Raw genomic sequence first — 21,807 nt, 5'->3', positions numbered from 1 at the left:
TCGCGGCGGGCACTCGCGGCGGGCACTCAGTACGACGCCGGGGCGGTGTCGACGGCGTCCTGCCCGGGCACGGAGGAGAACTCATCGCCTCGACGGCGCAGGTAGGGGTCCTGCTCGAGGTAGGCCTTGGTCTCCCGGGCGATGAGCCCGGACAGGATGAGCAGGCCCAGCAGGTTGGGGATGATCATGAGGCCGTTGGCAATGTCGGAGAAGGTCCACACGTCGGTCAGCTCGGTGACCGTGCCGACGAAGACGACCCCGGTGTAGATGACCCGGTAGACCACGACGCCGCGCACGCCGACGAGCCGCTCGACGCAGCGCTCCCCGTAGTAGGCCCATCCCAGGATCGTCGAGGCGGCCAGGAACACGATGGCAATCGACACGATGTAGTGGCCCCAGTTGCCGGGCAGGCCGTGGGTGAAGGCGTCACCGGTCATCGTGCCGGGGTCGGAGGAGGTCTTCCAGGTGCCGGTGGCCAGGATGACCAGGCCGGTGCAGGAGACCACGATGATCGTGTCGATGAAGGTCTGGGTCATCGAGACCAGGCCCTGGCGGGCGGGGTGGTGGGTCTTGGCCGCGGCCGCCGCGATGGCCGCCGAGCCCATGCCCGACTCGTTGGAGAACAGCCCGCGGGCCGCGCCGTACTGCAGGGCCATCATGAAGGTTGATCCGATGAAGCCGCCCACCGCACCACTGCCGGTGAAGGCTCCGGTGATGACCTCCTGGAGGGCGGGCAGGATGCCATGGGCGTTGACGATCAGGATGTAGAGGCAGCCGGTGACGTAGAAGACGATCATCATCGGCACGAAGCCGGCCGTCACCCGGCCGATGGCCTTGATCCCGCCCAGGAGGACGGCGCCGACCGCCAGCGCCAGGACCAGCCCGACGATCCAGGTCTCGAGGTGGAAGGAGCGTTGGAGCTGGACGGCCACGGCATTGGACTGGGTCATGCAGCCGATGCCGAAGGAGGCCAGCACCGCGGCGCAGGCGAAGAAGAACGACAGGAACCTCCCGGGCCACCCCGGGATCGCGTGACGCAGGTAGTACTGCGGGCCGCCGGACTGCTGTCCCCGGGCGTCGGTAGTGCGGAAGCGCACCGCGAGGAAGGCCTCGGAGTACTTCGACGCCATGCCGAACAGGGCCGAGACCCACATCCAGAACAACGCGCCGGGGCCTCCGAGGTGGATCGCGGTGGCCACACCGACAATGTTGCCGACCCCGACGGTGGCGGCCAGGGCAGTGGTCAGGGCCTGGTAGTGCGAGATGTCCCCCGCCGCGGAATCGGCCTCGCCGCCGCCGTCGCGCTGGAACAGGGCGAAGCGCAGCGCCGGCCCGAGCTTGCACAGCTGGATACCGCGCAGCCTGATGGTCAGGACAATGCCGGTGCCCAGGAGCAGCACGATGAGCAGCCAGCGGCCCCACAGGAAGTCGTTGATCGAGTTGAGCACCTCGCTCAGGCCGGTGGGTTGGGCGGTGACGGCGAGCAGGCTCGTGGGAGGGAGGGTCATGACCGTCCTTTCGGTCCGCAGGGAATTCGATGCTGGCGAACACTACAGAGAGCGGTGTGTCACGCTCATGTCAGGCGCGTCACAGGCAGTCGTCGTGGCGGCGGGGAAGTGCCCCGCGACAAGCGAGGGGCACACGTGATCGGACACGCCGGGTCCGGTCAGTGCGCGCCCCGCCGGGCCTGGATCTCCCGGGCCTGGGCCAGCCAGGTCTCCGCCCGGGCCAGGCGCCCCTCGGCGTCGGGCCGCCAGGGGCCGCCGTCCTCGCGCCGCGCCCCCGCCACGAGGGACAGGACGACGCCGGCGCACCGCGCCCGCAGGGCCACCGGGTCGACCTGCTGAGAGGCCATGCGGGTCCAGGTCTCCAGGATCGGACGCAGGTGCGGGTAGGAGGCCGGGGCCAGGTGGTCCAGGACGCTGACGTGCCCCAGGAGGCAGGCCAGGTCGTCGACCCGGTGGCCCGGGCCCAGGGAGTCGACGTCGAGCAGGCTGGCCACGCCCTCCCCCTCCATGAGGACATTGGCCTCGTAGAAGTCGCCGTGGACGGGAACGACCGGGCCGGGGTCGGTGGCGGCCATCAACTGCTCGACGCCCTCGGACACGGCGCGGGCGCGGGCGGAGTGCTCGGGCAGGACGGTCGAGGCGGCGTGGGCGTAGTGCCGCGAGCGCTCCGACCAGGCGGGGTGGGCGGACAGCTGGAGGGCAGAGGCGGGCAGTGAGTCGAGCAGGCCGGTTAGCGAGCGGAAGACGCGTGCCGCCTGGGACTCCTCCATGCCGTGGGACAGCAGGGAGGACAGGGCCACCCCGTGGCCGGTGGACAGCAGGACGAGTCCGTCGGGGTCATCGCGCAGCACCTCGGGCGCGGGGACGCCGGCGGCGCGCAGCATGCGGTGGCGCTCGGCGAAGGCGGCGTACTGGCTGGGCCGCAGCACCTTGGCGTAGGAGGTCGAGGAGTCGGGGTAGGTCACGCGCACGACCGCGCGGCGGGTGGGCCGGTAGGCGACCATTGTCGCCTTGACCGCCACCCCCAGGCGCCGGGACAGCAGCGAGGGCGTGCAGGCCACGGCGAGGGCGGGCAGCTCGGGGTCGGCCGGATGGCGCCAGACGTGGACCGCCGGGCCCACACCCCCGGTCGGGGCGACCCGGGTCAGCCCGGCCGCCTGGGGGTTGGACAGGCGGGCCGTGGTCGCGCACAGGTACTCGGTGGTGTGCCGCCCTCCGGCGGAGGCGACGACCGCCGTGTAGCCCACCGAGACCCCCGCCCCGGGGCGGTGGTGGACCGAGTGGACCTCCCAGCTCATGAGCTGCTGGCCCGCAGGCGCGAGCGCGGCCGCCAGCACGGAGGCGGCGCGTGGGCCGGTCAGGAGCGAGACCTCTTCGGACTCGCGTCCTGCCATCGGGTTGCTCATGGGACCAGTGTGCCCTACCGCGGGCCGGTCCAGCACCAGGCTCGGCGTCCGCCCCACGGGGAGGCGACGTGACACAATCCGGCCATGCGCGACCTGTCGACCCTGCCCAAGGCGCATCTGCACCTGCACTTCACCGGGTCGATGCGTCTGGAGACCCTGGTCGACCTCGCCCAGTCCGAGCGCTCGCGCCTGCCCTCGTCCTTCATCGACGGCGACCCGCTGCACGTCCCGGCCGACCACCGGGGATGGTTCCGTTTCCAGCGGGCCTACGACACCGCCCGCCACCTGGTGCGCGATGAGGAGACAATGCGCCGGATCGTTCTGGAGGCGGCTCTCGACGACGCCGCCGAGGGCTCCCGCCGCCTGGAGATCCAGGTCGACCCGACCTCCTACGCCCCGTTCGTCGGGGGGATCACCCCAGCCCTGGAGATCATCCTCGACGCCGCGGCGCAGGCCACGGTCCTGTCGGGCACCGAGGTGTCGGTCATCGTCGCCGCCTCGCGGATACGCCACCCCCTGGAGGCCAGGACCCTGGCGCGCCTGGCGGCGCGCTACGCCGGCCAGGGACCCGGTACGGTCGTCGGCTTCGGGCTGAGCAACGACGAGCGTGCCGGTGAGACGGCGTCGTGGGGGCCGGCCTTCCGGATCGCCCGGCGGGCCGGCCTGGCATCGCTGCCCCACGCCGGCGAGCTGCTCGGGCCCCGGCACGTGCGTGATGTGCTCGGCTCGCTCGGGCCGACCCGGCTGGGCCACGGGGTGCGCGTGAGCGAGGACCCCTCGCTGCTGGACGCGGTGGTGGCCGCGGGGATCAGCCTCGAGGTGTGCCCGGCGTCGAACGTGTGCCTGGGGGTCTACCGCGAGACCAGTGAGGTTCCTCTGCGCACCCTGCTCGACCACGGCGCCCAGGTGGCGCTGGGGGCCGACGATCCCCTCCTGTTCCGCACCCGTCTGGTCGACCAGTACGCGATCGCCCGGTCGCTGGGCCTGGACGACGAGGACCTGGCCGAGCTGGCGCGCGGCTCGATCCGGGCCTCCCTGGCCGCGCCGGAGTCCAAGGAACGTTGGCTGGGACAGGTCGACGCCTGGCTGGCCGCGCCCTGCCCCTGAGCCGGGCCGCGATGCTGCGCGCCGCGCCGGAGCCGGCGGGCCACTCGGTGCGCTGCCGGAGCCGCGGCGGGTGCCGGGCTCAGTGCCGGACTCAGTGCCGGACTCATTGCCGTGATGGGTGCTGGGAGCCCTCGAGCGCGCCGAACTCGTCGGCGACGTCGGTGAACACCCCGGTGCAGCCCCACTCGAAGAGCTCGGCGGCGCGCGCCGCGGAGTTGACGGTCCACACGTTGACGCCGTAGCCGGCGCGGCGGGCCAGGGCGACCATCGACTCGCTCAGCCCCTCGTCCTGGGGGTGGATGCAGCCGGCCCCGCACAGCTCGGCCACCGAGAGCCAGTCGGGCCGGATGGCCCCGGCCTCGTAGAGCACGGCGGTGGCGTAGCGCGGATGACGCTGGTGGAAGGCCATGAGCAGGGGCTGGCTGAAGGAGGACACGAGGACCTGGCAGGCCGGGTCGAGGCGCTCGAGGGCGCGGGCAACGGTGTCGACCAGGAGCAGGCTGCGCACGGCGCCCTGCTCATTGGGCTTGAGCTCGATGTTGGCGTGGAGCCCGTGCTCGGACAACAGGTCGATGAAGGCGTCGAGCACGGGCAGCCGCTCGCCGGCGAAGCGCGGGTCGAACCACGACCCTGCGTCGATGGAGGCCAGGTCGGCCGCCTGCAGGGTGTAGATGGAGCCCGAGCGGTCGGTCGTGCGGTCCAGGGCCGTGTCGTGGATGAGCACCGCGGTGCCGTCGGCCAGGAGGTCGACGTCGGTCTCGATCCATGTCGCGCCGGCCCGGGCGGCCGCCAGGAAGGAGGCCATCGTGTTCTCCGGCGCACGGGAGGGCAGCCCGCGGTGGGCGATGACAGTGCGCTCCAGCCGCGGGGCGTGGACAAGCTCGCGGGCACCGCCGCCCGCGGGCCGCGGTGCGGGCAGATAGCCCCGGCCCTGTGCGCGGGGGGCGTCCTGGCTCATCGGTGGTCCTCCTGGTCGACGGCTCCGGATCACCAGCCCACGTGGACGGGCTCGGGCACGAGGGTGATGCCGAAGCGCTCACGCACCCCGGCCACGACGGCGTCGCGCAGCGCCTCGATCTCCCCTGCGCTGGCGCCGCCGCGGTTGGTCAGCGCCAGGACGTGCTTGGTCGACAGGCTCGCCCGGGCCCCCTCCAGGGAGTAGCCCTTGGAGAAGCCGGCGTGGTCGATGAGCCAGGCGGCCGAGGTCTTGACCTGCGGGCCGGGCTCCTGGCCCTGCCCCGTGGCGCCGCGGGGCTCGACGGGGTAGCGGGGGGCGTCGGCGGGCAGCGCGGCGGCCAGGGGTGCGGGCAGGATGGGGTTGGTGAAGAAGGAGCCGGCCGACCACGTGTCGTGGTCGGCTGAGTCCAGGACCATGCCCTTGGAGCGGCGCAGGTCGAGGACCGCCTCGCGCATGGCGCGGGCGTCCACCCTGGCGCCGGTCTCGACGCCCAGGGTCCGGGCGAGCTGGCTGTAGGCGATCGGGGCCGACAGGGATGCGGGACGCACAAGGAAGGTGACCGACAGGACGACCCACCGGCCGGTCGGCCCCCAGGTCCGTCCGGCACCGACCCGGGCGTCGCTCAGTGAGCGCTTGAGGTCAGAGTCCCGGTAGGCCAGCCCCAGCTCGGTCAGCGCGAGGTGGACGGTGCGCCCGGCGGCGCGGTCCCAGGCGCGCACGGAAGCCAGCAGCTGGCAGACCTCCGCGCCGTAGGCGCCGATGTTCTGCACCGGCGCCGCCCCCACCGTGCCGGGGATGCCCGACAGGGGGGCGAAGCCGCCCCAGTGGGAGGCGATGGCCTCGCGCACGAGGTCGTCCCAGGTGGTGCCCGCCGTGACGGTGAACTCCACGCCTCCGCAGCTGTTGTCGGCCACGAGCACGACCTCCTGGCGGGCGTCGCGCAGGACCCTGCCGGGGAAGCCGGTGTCGGCGGCCACGATGTTGGAGCCGCCGCCCACGACGAGCAGGGGCGTGCCGGAGTCGTCGGCCTGGCGGACGGCGTCGATCAGCTCGGCCTCGCTCCTGGCCTCGACGTACTCCCCCACCGGTCCCCCCACCCGCAGCGTCGTCAGCTCGGCCAGGGTCGTGGGCGCCGCATGGGCCGGCAGTCGCGAGCCGGGCCGGTGCGCCAGCGCCTCGACCGGCGCCGGCCAGGGGTCGGCCGGTCCGGGCGTGCCGGGACAGACGGTGGCGTCGAGGTGCGGGGACGGGCCGCTGGTGTCGGTCATGGCAGGAACTCCTGGGTCGGGGGCTCTTCCCCGGGCGGGACCTGGCGAGAAGAGGACCCCGCACACCGGGTGCGGGGTCGGGCGATCACGCCGGGGCGATCCTCACTTCTTGTTGCGCCTCTGGTGGCGGGTCTTGCGCAGCAGCTTGCGGTGCTTCTTCTTGGCCATGCGCTTGCGGCGCTTCTTGATGACAGATCCCATCGGGGCTCCTCCGTGGTCGTGCGTACCGGGTGCTCGTTGGCGCCCCCGGTCCGGCCGGCGGCCCCGGCACGCGGCCGGACGAGCGTGGTGGTCGGGCAGTGACGCATCACGCCGACCACACAGGTGACCGGGTGATTGTAGCCGCCTTCAGGAGCCAGTCGACTCCGAGGACTCGTGTCCCCAGTCACCCAGGCCCGCGGCGAGGTACTGCTCGACGGCGCGCTCAGGGACGCGGAAGGAGCGGCCCACCTGCATGGCGGGCAGGTCGCCGGAGTGGACCATGCGGTAGACGGTCATCTTCGAGACGCGCAGCATGGCGGCCACCTCGGCGACCGTGAGGAAGGACGGTGCGCCGGAGGCGCCTGAGGAGGTGGGGCCCGATGCCATGGGTGCTGAGGTCCTGTCGTCAGGGTGGAGGCGGTTACATATGGCCGGCGCGGGGCGCGGTTGCGCTCCGCACGGGCTCCCGCGACGTGCGGGCGAAGCCAATATAACCCCCGCCCCAGCAGGCGCACAGGTTTTTTCACCCTCTCCCGTCACACGCGTCGCATGTCACATGCCAGGGATGGCCGGCACGGGGCTCGGCGCGACCCGCGTCCGTGGGAGCACAATGGCGGCGTGTCCACCAAGCGACCGTCCCCGCAGGCCCGCCCCCTCGCGCGCCCGAGCGACCCCGCCGCCGGCTGGCGCGAGCTCCTGGCCCGCTGGACGGTGGCCTACCGGCTCAAGCGCGCGGCGAGGTTCACCCCGGCGCGCCTGGCGGTCGTCGTCTTCGCCGGCATCATCGTCGTCGTCTCGGGGCTCCTGTCCCTGCCGGTGTCCACGGCCCACGGGCGGGGCCCGGCGCTTGTCGACGCGGTGTTCACCGCCACGTCGGCGGTGTGCGTCACCGGCCTGACCACCGTCGACACGGCCACGTACTGGTCGCCCTTCGGCCAGCTGGTCATCATCCTGGGCGCCGCGGTCGGCGGCCTGGGCATCATGACGCTGGCCTCGCTGCTGTCCTTCGCCGTCTCCCGGCACCTGGGGCTGACCCAGCGGATGCTGGCCGCCACGGAGAACCAGTCCCGCCTGGGCGACGTCGCCTCCCTGCTGCGGGCGGTCGTCATCACGGCAGTGGGTGCCGAGGCGATCCTCATGGCGGCTTTGCTGCCCCGTTTCCTGGCCCTGGGCCTAGAGGTGGGCGAAGCGAGCTGGTACGCCTTCTTCATGGCGCTGTCGATCTTTAACAACGCCGGTTTCGTCATCATGCCCGAGGGCCTGGCGCCCTACGCCTCGGACTGGTGGATCGGCCTGCCGATCGTGCTGGGCACCTTCGTGGGAGCCGTCGGGTTCCCCGTCATCCACGACGTCATGCGGCACGGGCGCAAGGCGCGCCTGTGGTCCCTGCACACCAAGCTGACGCTGACGACCTACACGGCGATGACCGTCGCCTCCTCCCTGGCCATCGCCGCCTTCGAGTGGACCAACCCGAGCACCTACGGCCCGCTGCCGCTGGGGGGCAAGCTGCTGACGGCCCTCATCAACGGCGTCAACGCCCGCTCCTCGGGCCTGTCGACGATCACCCCCGAGCACATGCACGAGGCGACCTGGTTCCTCCAGGACGCGCTCATGTTCATCGGCGGAGGCTCGGCCTCGACCGCGGGAGGCATCAAGGTGAGCACCTTCGCCGTCCTCGTCCTGGCGATCGCGGCCGAGGCCCGGGGCGACCAGGACATTGAGGCCTTCGGGCGGCGCATCACCCTGTCGACGGTGCGCCTGAGCGTGGCGGTGGCCTTCATCGGCGCCACCATCGTCGGGGTCTCGACCCTCCTGCTCCTCCAGATCACACACCTGAGCCTGGACCGGGTGCTGTTCGAGGTGGTCAGCGCCTTCGCCACCGTGGGCCTGTCGACCGGCATCACCCCACTGCTGCCCGACAGCGCCAAGTACCTCATCGTCGTGCTCATGTTCGTCGGGCGCGTGGGCACCATGACGGCAGCCACCGCCCTGGCGATGCGGGAGCGGCGCCGGGTCATCCGCATGCCCGCCGAGCGTCCGCTCATCGGCTGACCCGGACCCTCCGGGCCGGGCCATCATTCCGACGGGCCCGCCGGGCGCGACGCTGCGTGCTAGGCGCGCGCACGACTACCCTCGACCTCGAGAGCACTGCCGGCCGGCGCGTCCATGCGCATGAGTGCCAGTGCCCGGAGAGCCCGAGGAGACCCCATGCCATCGCCCGCCGACCGCACCGACTCGACGCTCGTCATCGGGCTGGGCCGCTTCGGCTCGGCCGTCGCCGCCACCCTGGACCGTCTGGGCCGGGAGGTCCTGGCCGTTGAGTCCAGCCCGGCCCTCGTGCGCCAGTGGACCGGCCGGATCCCGCTGGTCGAGGCCGACGCCACCGACCCCGAGGCCCTCGAGCAGCTAGGGGCCACCGAGTTCGGCACCGCCGTCGTGGGGGTGGCCACCTCCCTCGAGGCCAGCGTGCTCATCACCGGCAACCTCGTCGACCTCGAGACGCCGCAGATCTGGGCCAAGGCCGTCTCTCGCGCCCACGGCAGGATCCTCCAGCGCATCGGCGCCCACCACGTCGTCTACCCCGAGTTCGACGCCGGCCAGCGGGCCGCCCACCTCGTGTCGGGGCGGATGCTCGACTACATCGAGATGGAGAAGGGCGGGTTCACGATCGTCAAGATGCGCTCCCCCGCCGAGCTGCACGGGTTCACCATCGGGGAGTCCAAGGTCCGCTCGCGCTACGGCGTGACCATCTTCGGCCTCATGAGTCCCGGGGAGCCCTTCGAGTACGCCACCTCCGAGACGCTCGTGTCGGCCAGCGACGTGCTCGTCGTCGGCGGGGACGCCGCCCTCCTCGAGCGCTTCGCCCTGCGCGGTTGACGCCGGGCCGACGTCACGGGTCCGGGCCCCGCGGCACACGCACCGCAGGGCCCGGACCCCGGAGGCGAGGACTCAGATGAGGCCGCGCATGGTGTAACGGAACTCCAGCCTGCCGGAGGGCAGCCGGTGCTCGGGGTGGGTACGTGCCCCCCACGAGTCATCCCCGCCCACGCCCCGGCGCATGAGTGCCGGACGCAGCACGGTCCGCCCCGAGGGCGGCAGCTCGAAGGCGTGACGCGCCTCCTCGACCTCGAAGGGCGACCAGGGCAGGGCCGACAGCTCCATGGGCCGGCCCGCCTCGCACTCCAGGCGCAGCCCCCGGCCGCGGGCGTCGGTGACCTGCGCCCACCGCACCCCCGTGCGCGAGCCCGATTCCTGGGGGGTGAGGTAACCCGGGAGCTGGTCGGCCACCCGCCCGTCGTACACGTCCAGCCTGGCCCCGGCGCGACGGTCGACGTAGCACTCCTCGGGCCCCTCGCCGTACCAGGTCAGCCGGTCGAGCTCGGCGGGGACCTCGAGGATCGAGCCGAACTCCGGCAGGTCCGGGGCGTCCTCGGGCCGGTCGAGCACCTGGGTGACCTCGATGGCGCCGTCGGCCGTCACCCGGTAGGACATCCGTGCCCGGGCCCCGGGCACGCCGGCCAGCTCGTAGTCGAAGGCGACCGTGACCGACTCGGCGTCCTGGGACACCCGCGGGTACTCCTGGCCGATGACCGCACGCTGGTAGCGGCTGGCCAGGGACCAGGCGCCCTCCTCGAATGGGCCGCCGTAGCCGCGCTCGTTGGCGGTGGGCGCGTGCCAGAAGCACGGCCGGACCGGCGCGCGGAGCAGCTCGCCCCCGCCGTCGGCCGTGCGGCCGTACCGGTAGGAGGACAGGGCTCCGGTGACGCGGGAGAAGAGCACCTCGAAGTGCCGGCCGCGCACCCCCACATTGTGCAGACCCATGACGAGCTCGGGCCGCGGCTCACCGGTCGGGGCCGCGAAGGCCGGGGCCGTGACCGGCGGGGCCTGAACGAGGACCACCCCCTGGTCACCGGCGACCTCGTGGCCGGCCGGCGCCCAGGACTCGTCCCGGCGCAGGCGGAAGGACACGGTCAGGGTGTACTCCCCCGGCGTGGTCGGCACGGACAGCGGCACCGGGTAGGTGGCCGTGGCCCCGGGGGCGACGTCGGTCTCGAGGCGGGCGGTGGCCAGCACCCGGCCCTCCCGGGCCAGGGTGAGGACGCAGTCGAGCTCGGCCGAGGAGGTGAACAGGAAGCGGTTGGTCACCTCCAGCTCCTTGGCCCCCACCCGGGTGAGCAGGGGACGGAAGAGGTGGCGGACCTCCTGGATCTTGGGCGAGGGGGTGTGGTCGGCGTAGAAGATGCCGTTGCCGCAGAAGTCGCCGTCGTGGGGCGACTCGCCGCAGTCACCGCCGTAGCCCCAGTACGGGGTGCCGTCAGGGGCCCGCAGCGCGATCGCCTGGTCGGCGAAGTCCCAGATGAAGCCGCCCTGGAACAGCGGCTCGCGCTCGGCCAGGTCCATGTAGCGGTCCACCGCCCCGAAGGAGTTGCCCATGGCGTGGGCGAACTCGCACAGGATGAAGGGCATCGTGCGGTCGGTGCGCAGGCGATCCTCGACCGCCGCCGCCGGGGTGTACATGCGGCTGACCACGTCCGAGCTCTCCGGGTGGCGGGGGTCCTCGCTGATGCCCTCGTAGTGGACCGGACGGGAGTCCAGGGAGCGGAACAGCTCGGCCATCGCCGCGATGTTGGCGCCGCCGAAGGACTCGTTGCCGCAGGACCACATGACGACGCAGGGGTGGTTCTTGTCCCGCTCATACAAGGAGCGGGCCCGGTCGAGCACCGCCTCGCGCCACTGGGGCCGGTCGCCGGGCAGTGCCCGGCTCAGGTCGCGGTCGGTGCGCACGATGTGGTCCCACACCCCGTGGGTCTCCAGGTTCGCCTCGTCGATGACGTACAAGCCGTAGGCGTCACACAACTCGTAGAAGAAGGAGTTGTTCGGGTAGTGGCTCGTGCGCACGGCGTTGATGTTGGCGCGCTTGAGGGCCACGAGGTCGGCCTCGGTGCGCTCGCGGGTCATCACCCGGCCGTCGGGCCCGAACTCGTGGCGGTTGACCCCCTTGAACACGAGGCGCTCGCCGTTGATCCGCAGCACGCCGTCCTCAATACCGAAACGGCGCAGGCCCACGCGCTGGGGGACCAGCTCGGTGCGCTCGCCTGCGGCGTCGAGGACCTCCAGGCTCAGGTTGTACAGGTGGGGGTCCTCCGCGCTCCACAGGTGGGGGTGGGCGACCGTGATGCTCAGGACGCCCTCGCCGTCCTCGACAAGGTCCCCCACGCCCTCCAGGCGGGCGCGCACGGTGCCCTGACCGGTCAGCCGGGTGCGCACCCTCACCGTCGCGCGGTCCAGGTCGGGGGCCACCTCGACGCCCACGCGCAGGTCCTCGAGGTGAACCGCCGGCACCCGGCGCAGGTAGACCGAGCGGAACAGGCCGGAGAAGCGGTAGAAGTCCTGGTCCTCCAGCCACGAGCCCGAGGACCACTTGTAGACCTGGAGCGCCAGGCGGTTGGGGCCCGCGCGCAGGTGCTCGGTCAGGTCGAACTCGCTGGGGGTGAAGGAGTCCAGGCAGTAGCCGACGTAGGCCCCGTTGACCCACACGACGACGGCGGACTCGGCACCCTCGAGCCGCAGCAGGACACGCTCGCCGTCGGCGGGATCCTGCTCCAGGTCGATGTCGCGCACGTAGGAGGCCACCGGGTTGTAGGCGGTGGGCACCTGACCGGGCTCGACCTGCTCCCGGCCGTCCCAGGGGTACTGGACGTTGGCGTATTGGGGCAGGTCGTAGCCCTGGAGCTGGATGTGGGCGGGCACGCGGATGTCGTCCCACTGGGAGACGTCGTGGCCGGGCTCCCAGAAGCCCTGCGGCGCCTGGGCCGGGTTCTTGGCGTAGAAGAACTTCCACACCCCGTCCAGGCTGACCTGGAAGGAGGACTCCCCCGCCTCTGCCTCCGCCTCGTCGGCGTACCACAGGTGGTCGGAGTGGGCCGGCAGGCGGTTGTCGGCGAAGAAGGTCGGGTCCGCCAGGCGGGACAGGTCGATCGTCATTTGATGGCCCCCATGATTCCGTTGGCGAAGGAGCGCTGGAGCGCGAGGAAGACGGCCATCGCCGGCAGCGAGGCCAGGAGCACCGCCAGCATGAGAACACCGTAGTTCGTCACATAACCACCGGCGAGGTTCGAGATGAGCATCGGCATCGTCTGGAACTTGAGGTCGACCAGGACGATCTTGGGCCACATGAAGTTGTTCCAGGCGGCCATGAAGGTGACGACCGCGGCCGCCGAGTAGGTCGACTTCATCGTCGGCATGTAGATGCGGAAGAAGATGGCGACCTCACTGAGCCCGTCAAGGCGGGCGGCCTCGAGGATCTCGTGGGGGAAGGAGCGCGAGGCCTGACGGAACAGCAGGATGAGGAAGGGGGTCGAGACCGTGGGCAGGATGACCGCCCAGATCGAGTTGACCAGGCCGAGCGTGCCGAACATGCGGAACAGCGGGATCATCGTGGCCGCGAAGGGGATCATCATGGCCAGCAGGAGGACCGCCATGACGAGGTCCTTGCCCTTGGAGTGGTAGATCTCGAAGCCGTAGCCGGCGATCGAGCACACGAGCAGGGCCAGCACCGTGGTCAGCAGGGCGATCGCCGCCGAGTAGCCCATGGCCGGCACGACGTCGGAGGCGGCCTCGAGGTCGCGCAGGTTCTGCAGGAGGTTCCCCCCGGGCAGGAGGCGTGAGGCCAGGACGTCCTTCGAGGTGTTCGTCGCCGAGACCACCATGAAGTACAGGGGGAAGAGCGACAGGGCCGAGGAGATCGACAGGAAGATGTAGCCGGGCAGCCGGCGCAGTGTGCGCTTACGCATCGCGCTTGTCACCAACCTTCATCTGAATGAGTGCCAGGACCGCGACCAGCATGAGGATCACGTAGGAGATGGCCGAGGCGTAGCCGAAGTTCGGGCTCTTGAGGAAGGAGAGCTCGTAGAGGTAGTGGGACATCGTCATCGAGGTGTAGGACGGTCCGCCCCGCGTCAGGTTCCAGGACTCGTCGAAGAGCTGAAGGGTGCCGTTGGTCGACATGATCGCGGTGAGCAGGATCATCGGCTTGAGCTGGGGGACGATGACGTACCAGAAGGTCTGCCAGGAACTGGCCCCGTCGATACGGGCCGCCTCGATGGTCGCGTGGTCGAGGTTCTGCAGTCCGGCCAGGTAGAACACCATGTTGTACCCGGTCCAGCGCCACAGCAGGCCCAGGATGATGACGAAGCGGGCGGTCCCCGTCTCGCTCAGCCAGTTGATCGGCGTATCGATGAGGTGGAGCCACATGAGCGCGTCGTTGACGAAGCCGTCGTTGGCGAACAGCGTGCGGAAGACCAGGGAGTAGGAGACCAGGGACACCGCGCAGGGCAGGAAGATCGAGGTGCGCCAGAACCCCTTGAACCGGAGCTTGGGATCGTTGAGCAGGACGGACAGGATGAGCGCCAGGACGAGCATGATCGGCACCTGGACGATGAGGTAGATGAACGTGTTCTTCATCGTGAGGATGAAGATCTCGTCATCGATGAGGCGCTGGTAGTTCATCCACAGCGGGTCGGCAAGCCTCAGTCGCGTCCCCCGTCCGGTTTTGAGGGACAGGAGGAAGGCCTGGAACATCGGGATGAAGCTCATCACCAGGATGAGTCCGGCGGCCGGCAGGAGGAAGGTCCAGCCGGTCAGGTTGCGCCGCCGCTCCGAGCGGGTCATCGGTTGCTTGGGGCGTTTGCCGGCCTTCGCCGTCCGAGTCGCCCCCGCGGTCACGCTGGCAGTCGTCATGGACGTGTCTTTCTGTCGTCGGGTCGTGCACCGCGCCCCGGACGCCGTCGTCGACGGATCGGGCACGGGGTCCCGGCGCGCCTGTGGGCGGCACGCCGGGACCCCAGGGCCTTGTCAGGGGCCGGACGGTGCGGCGGTCAGCTGGCCGCGAACTCGGTGGTCTTCTGGGCGTCAGCGAGGGCGGTGGCCGGGTCGGCACCGTCGATGATCTGGGTGAGCGCGGCAGCCACGGCGTCACGGCCCTCGTAGTAGTAGACGCCGGTGTTGACCGAGGGCACCTCCTCGGAGTAGCCCACGACGTCGGCGTAGACCGCCTGGCCGCCGTAGAACTCGACCGGCTCCTGGTAGACCTTGGACTCTCCGGCCGGGGTCCAGTTGGCGATGGCCCCCGAGGAGGGCAGGATCGTGTCGTAGAACTCCGTGGAGCCCGCGTAGGTGGACTTGAGGAAGTCGGTGGCCAGGTCGTAATTGGCCTCGGCGGTGACCACCCAGGAGGAGCCGCCGTTGGCGGTGTAGTTCGTGGCGCCCTCGATGCCGTCGAGGGAGGGCACGTTGGTGATGGCCCACTTGCCCGACTGCTCGGTGGCGGTCTGGATCGACCCGGAGATCCAGATGCCGTTGACGGTGGCGTTGACCTGGTCGTTGACCAGGGTGCCCACGTACTCGTCCCAGGAGTTGACCTCGATAAGGATCTTAGAGGTGACCATCTCCTTGTAGATCTCCGCGGCGCGAGTCAGGGCGGGGTTGTCGGCGATCGTCACATTGCCCTTGGCGTCGAAGAGGCTGGCGCCGGCGGACTGGATCATCATCATGATGAGGTCGGAGGCCCCGGCCTGTCCCGAGAGCATCGGGCGCCCGGTCTTGGCCAGGATGTCCTTGCCCAGCTCGATGAACCGGGTCCACGTGATGTCGGTGAAGTCAGCGACCGTGTAACCGGCCTGCTCGAGGATGTCGGTGCGCAGGGCCGTGACCGCGGTCCCGGAGTCGAAGGGGACCGCCCAGTTCGCTCCGTCGGCCGTCGAGTACTCGACCACCGAGTCCGGGAACTCGCTGAAGTCGATGCCCGAGTCGGTCAGGTCGGCGAAGACGTCGGGGTAGTTGATGATGTTCTTCTGGGCCGCCATGTTCTGGCACAGGAAGATGTCGGGCAGCTGGTCGAGGTCGCCCGACTGGGCCAGGGTGGTCACCTTCTGCTGGATGTCGTCCCAGACGATCTCGACGATGTCGAGCTTGAAGTCGGGGTGGTCCTTCTGGTAAATCTTCTCGGCCTCCTGCATCGCGTAGATGTTGAAGGCGGGGTCCCAGCACCACACCGTCAGGGTGTTGGAGTCGCCCGAGCCCGAGCCGGAGCCGGAGTCCGAGCCGCCGCACGCGGCCAGGGTGGCCGCGCCTGCCGCCACGAGGCTGCCGACGAGGACGGAACGACGGGTGAGAAGTCGCGACATGAGAATCTCCTCCTTGAGAAATTGCGTCAGCGGTGGGAAGCGGCCGTCGCGACGCTGCGGCGGCATGGGAACCGGGTGGGGCGCCCGTCAAGGCTCTCCTCCGATCGGACACGCAATCTACCACAAACGAGCACCCCGGATGTGCGACTTTGATCGTTACAGGTAGGTTTCGCTCGGTTCCCCCCAGTCGGGCCGGGCTCTGGGCGGGCTGTCCGGCGGGTGCGGCGGCCGACTCGGAGAGGGGTTGGCGGCGGGGTTTTTGTCAGGACATTAGATGGCCTTGCCGCCCGCGCTCCCCCGGCATCGCCCGCACCAGGGCGCCTTTTCGCCGACTCCGGCGCCCGCGAGCGCGAGGAGGCGGCCGTCCCGCCGGCGGGCGACGCCGACTCCCCCGCCCCCTCCTGGCCGAACGGCGCCGGCACGCTGCTGTGCCCCGAACTCGGGCCGGTGAGATCTTCCCCACTCGCATGTCACTTGCCAGGGGCCGGCACGCCGGGCCGGAGCCGGCGCGCGTCGTCGCGGTGCACAGAGAGATCGGGAGATATGGCACCTCGAGAGACGCAAGGTACGAACCCGGCCGGGAGCGCCTGGTGAGAAAGGCTCATTGATTCCAAGGGCAGGAGGCGTGAGTCCGGGGCCGGACTCGTGACGTCGGCACCGGAGCCACGCGCCCAGCCCGTGCCTCCCAGCCCACCCCCGGGAATCAATCATCGAGGCATGAACGCGGCGCGACGATCCGACAGCCGGCGCCGACAGGTCGCCGATCGGGTGGCGGCGGGTCCGGCCTCACCGGGCGCTGGAGCCCCGCACCCGCAGGCTCGGGGCGATGGAGTGGGCGGCCCCGCTCTCGCCGTCGATCGCACGCAGGAGCACCTCGAGGCACAAGAACCCCAACTCGTCGAAGGGCTGGCGCACCGTCGACAGGGACGGGCAGAAGTACTCGGCCCCGGCGATGTCGTCGTACCCGACGACCGCGACCTCCCCGGGCACCGCCACGCCCCGTTCCCGCAGGCCGGCCAGGGCTCCCAGGGCGATGAGATCGTTGGCGCAGAACAGGGCCCCGGGCAGGCGCCCCTCGGCCAGAACCGCCACCGCCTCGTAGCCGTGGCGGGGGTCCCACGGTCCGACGAGGCAGGCTCCGGTCTGCGCGCCCGCGTCCTCCAGGGCCCCGGCCCAGCCGGTCCGGCGGGCCACGGCGTCGTACCAGTCCTCCGGCCCCGCCACATGCGCGATCTCCTGGCGGCCGGTGGCCAGCAGGTGCCCCACCGCCATGCGTGCGCCGAGCTCCTGGTCCACCGAGACGACATGGATGCGGGGGCCGGGCTCCAGGCCGTCGGCGACGACGACCAGCGGCACCCGGCGCGCGGCCCGCTGGGCGGGGGTGGCGACCCAGGCCTGGGGGGCGACGGCGACGATCCCCTCGACGCCGCGGTCGACGAGGAAGTCGAGGGCCTCCTCGACGGCCCCGCGCTCCTCGGCGACCACCGGCGTGACGAGGCAGGCGTACCCCTCGGCTCGGGCGGCATCCTCGATGGCCGCCGTCGTCGAGGCCGGGCCGTGGAAATGGGAGCCCGTCGTCACCACCCCGATCGTGCGGGTCGAGTCGGTGACGAGGGCCCGTGCGGCCATGTTGGGCCGGTAACCCAAGTCTTCGATGGCGGCGCGCACGCGCTCCCGGGTCTGGGGCCGCACGGAGTCCGGGGCGTTGAGCACCCGGGAGACCGTCTGGTGGGACACGCCGGCCGCCCGGGCCACGTCCATCATGCCCGGACGCCGCGCGGGTGTCCGCTCCCGGCTCACCATGCCGCCCCCTCAGCCCTCCTCGCGCAGCGTGCAACGCAGGGTGTGGGAGGCTCCCTGCTCCAGCTCGACGAGGCCCTCCCCGGAGTTGAAGGCGTTGGGCGGGCAGGTCATGGGCTCGATGGCGACCCCGGCGCGCCCCAGGTGCTCCCCGCTGTAGGCCTGGACCCAGGGGGCGCTCGAGGTCATGACCACGCTGCGACCCGTGGGGCCGCCGGTCAGGCGCGCCTGCCAGGCTCCGGCGGGCAGGCCGGTGTAGGCGTTGTCCGTGCTCGTGGCACCCACGCGCCGCCCGGAGCGCCAGTCCCACTCGGTGCCCTCGACCGGCCGCAGGCCCGCGGGGGCCATGCGCTCATCGGTGTCGAGGACGCGCGAGGCGGGCAGTTCGAGCACGCACTCGTCCAGGGGCACCGACCTGGTCAGGTAGGGGTGGATGGACACGCCGTAGGGGGCGGGCGCGGCCGCGCCGTCGACCTGGGCGGCGCCGACGGCGTTGGCCCGGGCCGCCCGGGCCGCCCCCAGGTTGGTGGAGGTCACCTCGATGCTTAGGCCCTCCTCGGCGTCCAGGCAGAACCGCACCCGCACCGCCAGGCTCCACGGGTAGGCGTAGGAGCCGGGCAGGGTCAGCTCGAGGACGGCCTCGTCCCCAGGCTCCGCCCCAGGGCCGTCTCGGTCGACCGGGGCGGGCCTGAAGTCGGCCCAGCCCACCAGGCCGTGGAGCGCCGAGCCGGTCTCGGGCTCATTGCAGGGCACGAGGTAGTCGACCCCCCGGTGGGTGTAGCGGGCCCCGGCGATGCGGTTGGGCCAGGGCACGAGGGTCTTGCCCTGCCAGCCCAGGGGCAGCTCGCGGGCCGCGTCGAAGGGGACGACGAGGTCGCGTCCCTCGTGCCGCAGGTGGACCAGGGTGGCCCCCGAGGTCGCCACACGCGCCTCGTAGTTCCCGGCCCGCAGGTCGATGAGCTCTCCGTTGATCATCCGGTCGGTCCTTCACGCCATCCACATCATGGGTGCGGGCTCCTGGCCCGTCTCTCGGTGTTTCGATGTTAACGGTACGGCACCGCGCCGCGGGGTCGCGACCACGGGGCCGGAGGCGGTGGGCCCGAGGCGCTCGCGCGGGGGCCCACCGCCGGCGGCACGGGGCTACTGGCCGCCCAGTCCGGTGGTGGCCACGGCCTTGATGATCTGGCGCTGGAAGAGCATGAACAGGATCGTCAGCGGCAGCGCGGCGATCATGGCCGATGCCATGGTCTGGGCGTAGATGATGCCGTAGGCGTTCTTCACCGTCGACAGACCCACGGGTAGGGTCATGAGGTCGGGGTTGTTGGTGACGATGAAGGGCCACATGAAGTTGTTCCAGGCGCCGATGAACACGAAGATGGCCACCGCCGTGACGATCGGTCGGGATACCGGCAGCACGACGTTCCAGAAGAGCCTCCAGTTGGAGGCCCCGTCGACACGGGCGGCGTCCTCGATCTCCTGGGGGATCTGGTCGAAGTACTGCTTGAAGATGTAGACCATCATCGGGGCCACGGTCTGGGGCAGGATGATGCCGGCGAAGGTGTCGATGGCGTTGAAGACCACCATCTCCTTGAACAGGGGCACGATGAGGATCTGGCCGGGGACCATGATGAGGGCCAGGGTGACGAGGAACAGCACCCGGCGCCCGGCGAAGATCGTCCGGGAGAAGGCGTAGCCGGCCATGGCGCAGATGGCCACCGTCAGGACGGTGACGGCGGTGGCTACGAGCAGGGTGTTCCACATCCAGGTGAAGACCTCGCCGCGGGCGAAGACCGTGCGGTAGTTCTCCAGGGTGAAGCCGCCGTCGGGGAACCACTGCAGGGGCAGCGACTGGGCCTGGACCTCGGTCTTGAGCGAGGTGTCGATCGCCCAGGCCAGGGGCAGCAGCCAGGACAGGGCGAACAGGGCCAGGATGATGAAGGCGGCGACGCGCGCCAACCGTGACCCGCCCAGGAGCAGCCCGCGGGTCCGACGGGCCTCGGCGGCCCGCTCGGCGCGGGACCGGGCGCGGCTGCGACGGATGGAGGCGAGGGGCTCAGCGCTCATGGGTGGTCTCCTTCCTCGTGCGCGTCATGAGCTGGAGGACGACGGTGATGACGATGATGACGGCGAAGAAGATGTAGGACATCGCCGAGGCGTAGCCCATCCGGTAGTTGGTGAAGCCCGTGTCGTAGATGTACTGGAGGATGGGGCGGGTCGAGCCCTCGGGGCCCGAGCCGCCGTTGAAGGCGATGAACATCTGGTCGAAGACCTTGAGCGAGGCGATGACCTGCAGGGTGACGACGAGGACCGTCGTGCCGCGCAGCTGGGGCAGGGTGATCGAGAACAGCTTGCGCCAGAAGCCCGCACCGTCGACCTCGGCGGCCTCGTAGAGCAGGTCGGGGATCGCCTGGAGGCTGGAGAGGTAGAGCAGGAAGTTGAAGCCGACCGTCCACCACACGGTGAGAATGACGATGGACCACATGGCCACGCCGGTGTCGGTGAGCCAGCCGACCTTGTCCAGGCCGAGCCGGCCCAGCCAGTAGTTGACGAAGCCGACGTCGGAGTTGAACAGCCAGGTCCACACCTGGACGACCACGGCCACCGGCAGCAGGTAGGGGGCGAAGAAGGCCAGGCGCCAGAACCACTGGCCGGGGATGCCGATGTAGACGAGCAGGGCCATGACCAGGGCCAGGAGCACGAGCGGCACCGTGGACATGACGGTGAACAGGACGGTGTGCCACAGGGTGGCCCACATGGTGTCGTCACCGAGGGCCTCGACGTAGTTGTCCAGGCCGACCCAGCCGCCGTTGCCCATGAGGGACTGCTCGGTCAGCGACAGCCACAGGCCGTAGACGATGGGCAGGACGAGGAAGAGGGTGGCGACGACGATGAAGGGGATGAGGAAGGGCATGCCCGATCCCAGACGGCGCACGGAGCGCGAGGAGGTGTGCCGTGGAGCAGCGAGGGTGCGTGCCATGGTCGTGGTTCCTTTCTGCTCAGGACGGCGGGGTCTGGGCGAGCATGGTGTCGAGCCGGTCGATGAGACCGTCGACGGCCTGCTCGGGGGTGAGGGATCCCGACAGCCAGCAGGACTGCATGACCTCGGCGACGCGGGACTGGAAGTCCGAGCCCGAGCCGGTGAACCACGCCGCGGGCTCGAAGACCGCCTCGTCCATGACGGCGGCGTAGTGGGACTGGGGCTCCAGGGCACGGTAGGCGGAGGACTCGGTGATGGCCAGGTTGGCGGGGGTGTGCCCGCCATCGGCCCACTGCAGGGAGTTCTTGAGCATCCCGGCCACCACCTGGTAGGCGGCGTCGCGCCGGGCCTCGTCCACCTCGGACTGGCGCGGCAGGACGAAGACGTGGCAGTCCCCGAAGGTGGCGGGGGTGCCGAAGACGGTGGGCATGGGCATGGCGTCGAAGGGGATGCCCGCCTTGAGGAAGGACTGGAGCTCCCAGTTGCCCATGAAGGTCATGGCGGTGCGCCCGGTGGAGAAGGAGGCGATGGCCCCGCCGTAGTCCATGTCCGGCTCGGCCACGGTGCCGTCGAGCATCTCCTGGATGAAGGCGGTCACCCGCACGGCCTGCTCGCGGTCGATGACCGCCTTGCGTCCGGGGGTCAGCGTGCAGGTGGCCCCGGTCTGGGCGTACAGGCCCCAGAACATCCGGCACACCTGGGCTCCGTCGCCGGTGTACCCGTAGGAGATCCCCTGCCCGCCGGTGACCTCGGCCAGGGAGCGTCCCGCGGCCAGGAAACCCTCGGGCGAGTCCAGGCCGGTCAGGCGGCCTTCGGCGTCGAGCAGCCCGGCCTGCGCGCACAGCTCGGTGTTGTAGAACAGCAGGAAGGCGTGGAAGTCCAGCGGCACGGCGTAGAGCCGGCCGTCGACGAAGCCCTTGTCCCACAGCAGGGGGGAGAACATGTCGGGCGTCACCCCGTGCTCGGCCAGGCGGTCCAGGTCCCAGGTGTCGAGCAGGCCCCCGGGTGCGTAGCCGATGACCCGGGTGGCGTGCATGACGGCCAGGTCGGGCGATCGCCCGCCGACCGAGGACATGGCGAGCTTGGTGTAGTACGGGCCGCCCCAGGTCAGGACGACCGGGTCGATGGCGACATCGGGGTTCTGGCTGTCGACGTCGTCCATCATCGCCTGGAAGACGCCGCCGTCTCCCCCGGTGAACAGGTGCCACAGCTGCACCCGGGTCTGGTCGTCGGCCGACGCCGAGGACGCACAGCCTCCCAGGAGGCCCGCCCCGGCGAGCGAGGCGCCTCCCAACAGGGCTCCGGCCAGGAGGCTGCGGCGGCTGGGCAGCCCTCCTGCCGCGGGTGGGACGGGGTTCATCATTGACCTCCTTGTCGAAGCTCCACGGGTGTGGGGG

18 protein-coding genes are annotated in these 21,807 nt (G+C 71.0%); 3 read left to right on the top strand and 15 right to left on the bottom strand.

What is annotated here, in order from left to right:
• Positions 1-26: 26 nt before the first annotated feature.
• Positions 27-1,508: a sodium:alanine symporter family protein gene (locus Q4C85_RS04195; protein ID WP_303139913.1), complete on the bottom strand. Its 1,482-nt coding sequence runs from the start codon at positions 1,506-1,508 to the stop codon at positions 27-29.
• A gap of 158 nt (positions 1,509-1,666) precedes the next feature.
• Positions 1,667-2,914: a phosphotransferase gene (locus tag Q4C85_RS04190; RefSeq protein WP_303139910.1), complete on the bottom strand. Its 1,248-nt coding sequence runs from the start codon at positions 2,912-2,914 to the stop codon at positions 1,667-1,669.
• An 84-nt stretch (positions 2,915-2,998) separates the two neighbouring features.
• Between Q4C85_RS04190 and Q4C85_RS04185 the strand changes: the two genes are divergently transcribed.
• On the top strand, positions 2,999-4,021 hold the full coding sequence (locus Q4C85_RS04185; protein ID WP_303139908.1) for an adenosine deaminase: 1,023 nt from the start codon (positions 2,999-3,001) through the stop codon (positions 4,019-4,021).
• A gap of 103 nt (positions 4,022-4,124) precedes the next feature.
• Here Q4C85_RS04185 and Q4C85_RS04180 read toward each other — a convergent pair whose 3' ends face one another.
• The 4 genes from Q4C85_RS04180 to Q4C85_RS04165 form a co-directional block, all read right to left on the bottom strand.
• Positions 4,125-4,979, bottom strand: a complete 855-nt coding sequence (locus Q4C85_RS04180; protein ID WP_303139905.1) for a glycerophosphodiester phosphodiesterase family protein — start codon at positions 4,977-4,979, stop codon at positions 4,125-4,127.
• Positions 4,980-5,008: 29 nt separating this feature from the next.
• Positions 5,009-6,247 carry a UDP-N-acetylmuramate dehydrogenase gene (locus Q4C85_RS04175; protein WP_303139903.1) on the bottom strand — a complete coding sequence of 413 codons (1,239 nt, stop codon included), beginning with the start codon at positions 6,245-6,247 and terminating at the stop codon, positions 5,009-5,011.
• Positions 6,248-6,349: 102 nt separating this feature from the next.
• On the bottom strand, positions 6,350-6,448 hold the full coding sequence (locus Q4C85_RS04170) for an AURKAIP1/COX24 domain-containing protein (RefSeq protein WP_003792170.1): 99 nt from the start codon (positions 6,446-6,448) through the stop codon (positions 6,350-6,352).
• Positions 6,449-6,595: 147 nt separating this feature from the next.
• The gene (locus Q4C85_RS04165) at positions 6,596-6,835 is read right to left on the bottom strand and encodes a helix-turn-helix domain-containing protein (protein ID WP_126382294.1); all 240 of its coding nucleotides are present in this window, start codon (positions 6,833-6,835) and stop codon (positions 6,596-6,598) included.
• A gap of 324 nt (positions 6,836-7,159) precedes the next feature.
• On the opposite strand from Q4C85_RS04165, the gene Q4C85_RS04160 reads away from it, so the two are divergent.
• Positions 7,160-8,500, top strand: coding sequence for a TrkH family potassium uptake protein (locus tag Q4C85_RS04160; RefSeq protein WP_303139982.1), 1,341 nt, complete (start codon positions 7,160-7,162; stop codon positions 8,498-8,500).
• Positions 8,501-8,656: 156 nt separating this feature from the next.
• A complete protein-coding gene (locus Q4C85_RS04155; protein WP_303139899.1) occupies positions 8,657-9,325 on the top strand; it encodes a TrkA family potassium uptake protein in 669 nt (222 codons plus the stop codon).
• Positions 9,326-9,397: 72 nt separating this feature from the next.
• On the opposite strand, the gene Q4C85_RS04150 is transcribed toward Q4C85_RS04155, so the two are convergent.
• From Q4C85_RS04150 to Q4C85_RS04110, 9 genes are all read right to left on the bottom strand, one after another.
• Positions 9,398-12,433: a glycoside hydrolase family 2 TIM barrel-domain containing protein gene (locus Q4C85_RS04150; protein ID WP_303139896.1), complete on the bottom strand. Its 3,036-nt coding sequence runs from the start codon at positions 12,431-12,433 to the stop codon at positions 9,398-9,400.
• Positions 12,430-13,242 carry a carbohydrate ABC transporter permease gene (locus tag Q4C85_RS04145; RefSeq protein ID WP_303139893.1) on the bottom strand — a complete coding sequence of 271 codons (813 nt, stop codon included), beginning with the start codon at positions 13,240-13,242 and terminating at the stop codon, positions 12,430-12,432. The genes Q4C85_RS04150 and Q4C85_RS04145 overlap by 4 nt, the downstream gene beginning before the upstream one ends.
• On the bottom strand, positions 13,235-14,119 hold the full coding sequence (locus Q4C85_RS04140; RefSeq protein ID WP_303139890.1) for a sugar ABC transporter permease: 885 nt from the start codon (positions 14,117-14,119) through the stop codon (positions 13,235-13,237). The genes Q4C85_RS04145 and Q4C85_RS04140 overlap by 8 nt, the downstream gene beginning before the upstream one ends.
• A gap of 206 nt (positions 14,120-14,325) precedes the next feature.
• On the bottom strand, positions 14,326-15,633 hold the full coding sequence (locus tag Q4C85_RS04135; protein ID WP_303139887.1) for an ABC transporter substrate-binding protein: 1,308 nt from the start codon (positions 15,631-15,633) through the stop codon (positions 14,326-14,328).
• A 786-nt stretch (positions 15,634-16,419) separates the two neighbouring features.
• The gene (locus Q4C85_RS04130; protein WP_303139884.1) at positions 16,420-17,397 is read right to left on the bottom strand and encodes a LacI family DNA-binding transcriptional regulator; all 978 of its coding nucleotides are present in this window, start codon (positions 17,395-17,397) and stop codon (positions 16,420-16,422) included.
• A 48-nt stretch (positions 17,398-17,445) separates the two neighbouring features.
• The gene (locus Q4C85_RS04125) at positions 17,446-18,408 is read right to left on the bottom strand and encodes an aldose 1-epimerase family protein (protein WP_303139881.1); all 963 of its coding nucleotides are present in this window, start codon (positions 18,406-18,408) and stop codon (positions 17,446-17,448) included.
• 165 nt (positions 18,409-18,573) lie between these two features.
• Positions 18,574-19,497 (bottom strand): carbohydrate ABC transporter permease, encoded by a 924-nt coding sequence (locus Q4C85_RS04120; protein ID WP_303139878.1) that lies wholly within the window; start codon positions 19,495-19,497, stop codon positions 18,574-18,576.
• Positions 19,487-20,410, bottom strand: coding sequence for a sugar ABC transporter permease (locus Q4C85_RS04115; protein ID WP_303139875.1), 924 nt, complete (start codon positions 20,408-20,410; stop codon positions 19,487-19,489). Before Q4C85_RS04115 ends, Q4C85_RS04120 begins: the two co-directional genes overlap by 11 nt.
• A gap of 19 nt (positions 20,411-20,429) precedes the next feature.
• Entirely contained in the window at positions 20,430-21,770 is a 1,341-nt protein-coding gene (locus Q4C85_RS04110) for an extracellular solute-binding protein (RefSeq protein WP_303139872.1), read from the bottom strand.
• Between the last annotated feature and the right edge of the window lie 37 nt (positions 21,771-21,807).

Source organism: Actinomyces sp., assembly GCF_030524025.1.
GTDB lineage: Bacteria > Actinomycetota > Actinomycetes > Actinomycetales > Actinomycetaceae > Actinomyces.
The sequence above is the reverse complement of the archived record's forward strand: the minus strand, read 5'-3'. Positions and strand labels throughout refer to the sequence as shown.

Excerpts from the sequence above, each read along its gene's own strand:
- Q4C85_RS04195 (WP_303139913.1), bottom strand. The coding sequence starts at position 1,508 with ATGACCCTCCCTCCCACGAGCCTGCTCGCCGTCACCGCCCAACCCACC.
- Q4C85_RS04190 (WP_303139910.1), bottom strand. The coding sequence starts at position 2,914 with ATGAGCAACCCGATGGCAGGACGCGAGTCCGAAGAGGTCTCGCTCCTG.
- Q4C85_RS04185 (WP_303139908.1), top strand. The coding sequence starts at position 2,999 with ATGCGCGACCTGTCGACCCTGCCCAAGGCGCATCTGCACCTGCACTTC.
- Q4C85_RS04180 (WP_303139905.1), bottom strand. The coding sequence starts at position 4,979 with ATGAGCCAGGACGCCCCCCGCGCACAGGGCCGGGGCTATCTGCCCGCA.
- Q4C85_RS04175 (WP_303139903.1), bottom strand. The coding sequence starts at position 6,247 with ATGACCGACACCAGCGGCCCGTCCCCGCACCTCGACGCCACCGTCTGT.
- Q4C85_RS04170 (WP_003792170.1), bottom strand. The coding sequence starts at position 6,448 with ATGGGATCTGTCATCAAGAAGCGCCGCAAGCGCATGGCCAAGAAGAAG.
- Q4C85_RS04165 (WP_126382294.1), bottom strand. The coding sequence starts at position 6,835 with ATGGCATCGGGCCCCACCTCCTCAGGCGCCTCCGGCGCACCGTCCTTC.
- Q4C85_RS04155 (WP_303139899.1), top strand. The coding sequence starts at position 8,657 with ATGCCATCGCCCGCCGACCGCACCGACTCGACGCTCGTCATCGGGCTG.
- Q4C85_RS04150 (WP_303139896.1), bottom strand. The coding sequence starts at position 12,433 with ATGACGATCGACCTGTCCCGCCTGGCGGACCCGACCTTCTTCGCCGAC.
- Q4C85_RS04145 (WP_303139893.1), bottom strand. The coding sequence starts at position 13,242 with ATGCGTAAGCGCACACTGCGCCGGCTGCCCGGCTACATCTTCCTGTCG.
- Q4C85_RS04140 (WP_303139890.1), bottom strand. The coding sequence starts at position 14,119 with ATGACCCGCTCGGAGCGGCGGCGCAACCTGACCGGCTGGACCTTCCTC.
- Q4C85_RS04135 (WP_303139887.1), bottom strand. The coding sequence starts at position 15,633 with ATGTCGCGACTTCTCACCCGTCGTTCCGTCCTCGTCGGCAGCCTCGTG.
- Q4C85_RS04130 (WP_303139884.1), bottom strand. The coding sequence starts at position 17,397 with ATGATGGACGTGGCCCGGGCGGCCGGCGTGTCCCACCAGACGGTCTCC.
- Q4C85_RS04125 (WP_303139881.1), bottom strand. The coding sequence starts at position 18,408 with ATGATCAACGGAGAGCTCATCGACCTGCGGGCCGGGAACTACGAGGCG.
- Q4C85_RS04120 (WP_303139878.1), bottom strand. The coding sequence starts at position 19,497 with ATGAGCGCTGAGCCCCTCGCCTCCATCCGTCGCAGCCGCGCCCGGTCC.
- Q4C85_RS04115 (WP_303139875.1), bottom strand. The coding sequence starts at position 20,410 with ATGGCACGCACCCTCGCTGCTCCACGGCACACCTCCTCGCGCTCCGTG.
- Q4C85_RS04110 (WP_303139872.1), bottom strand. The coding sequence starts at position 21,770 with ATGAACCCCGTCCCACCCGCGGCAGGAGGGCTGCCCAGCCGCCGCAGC.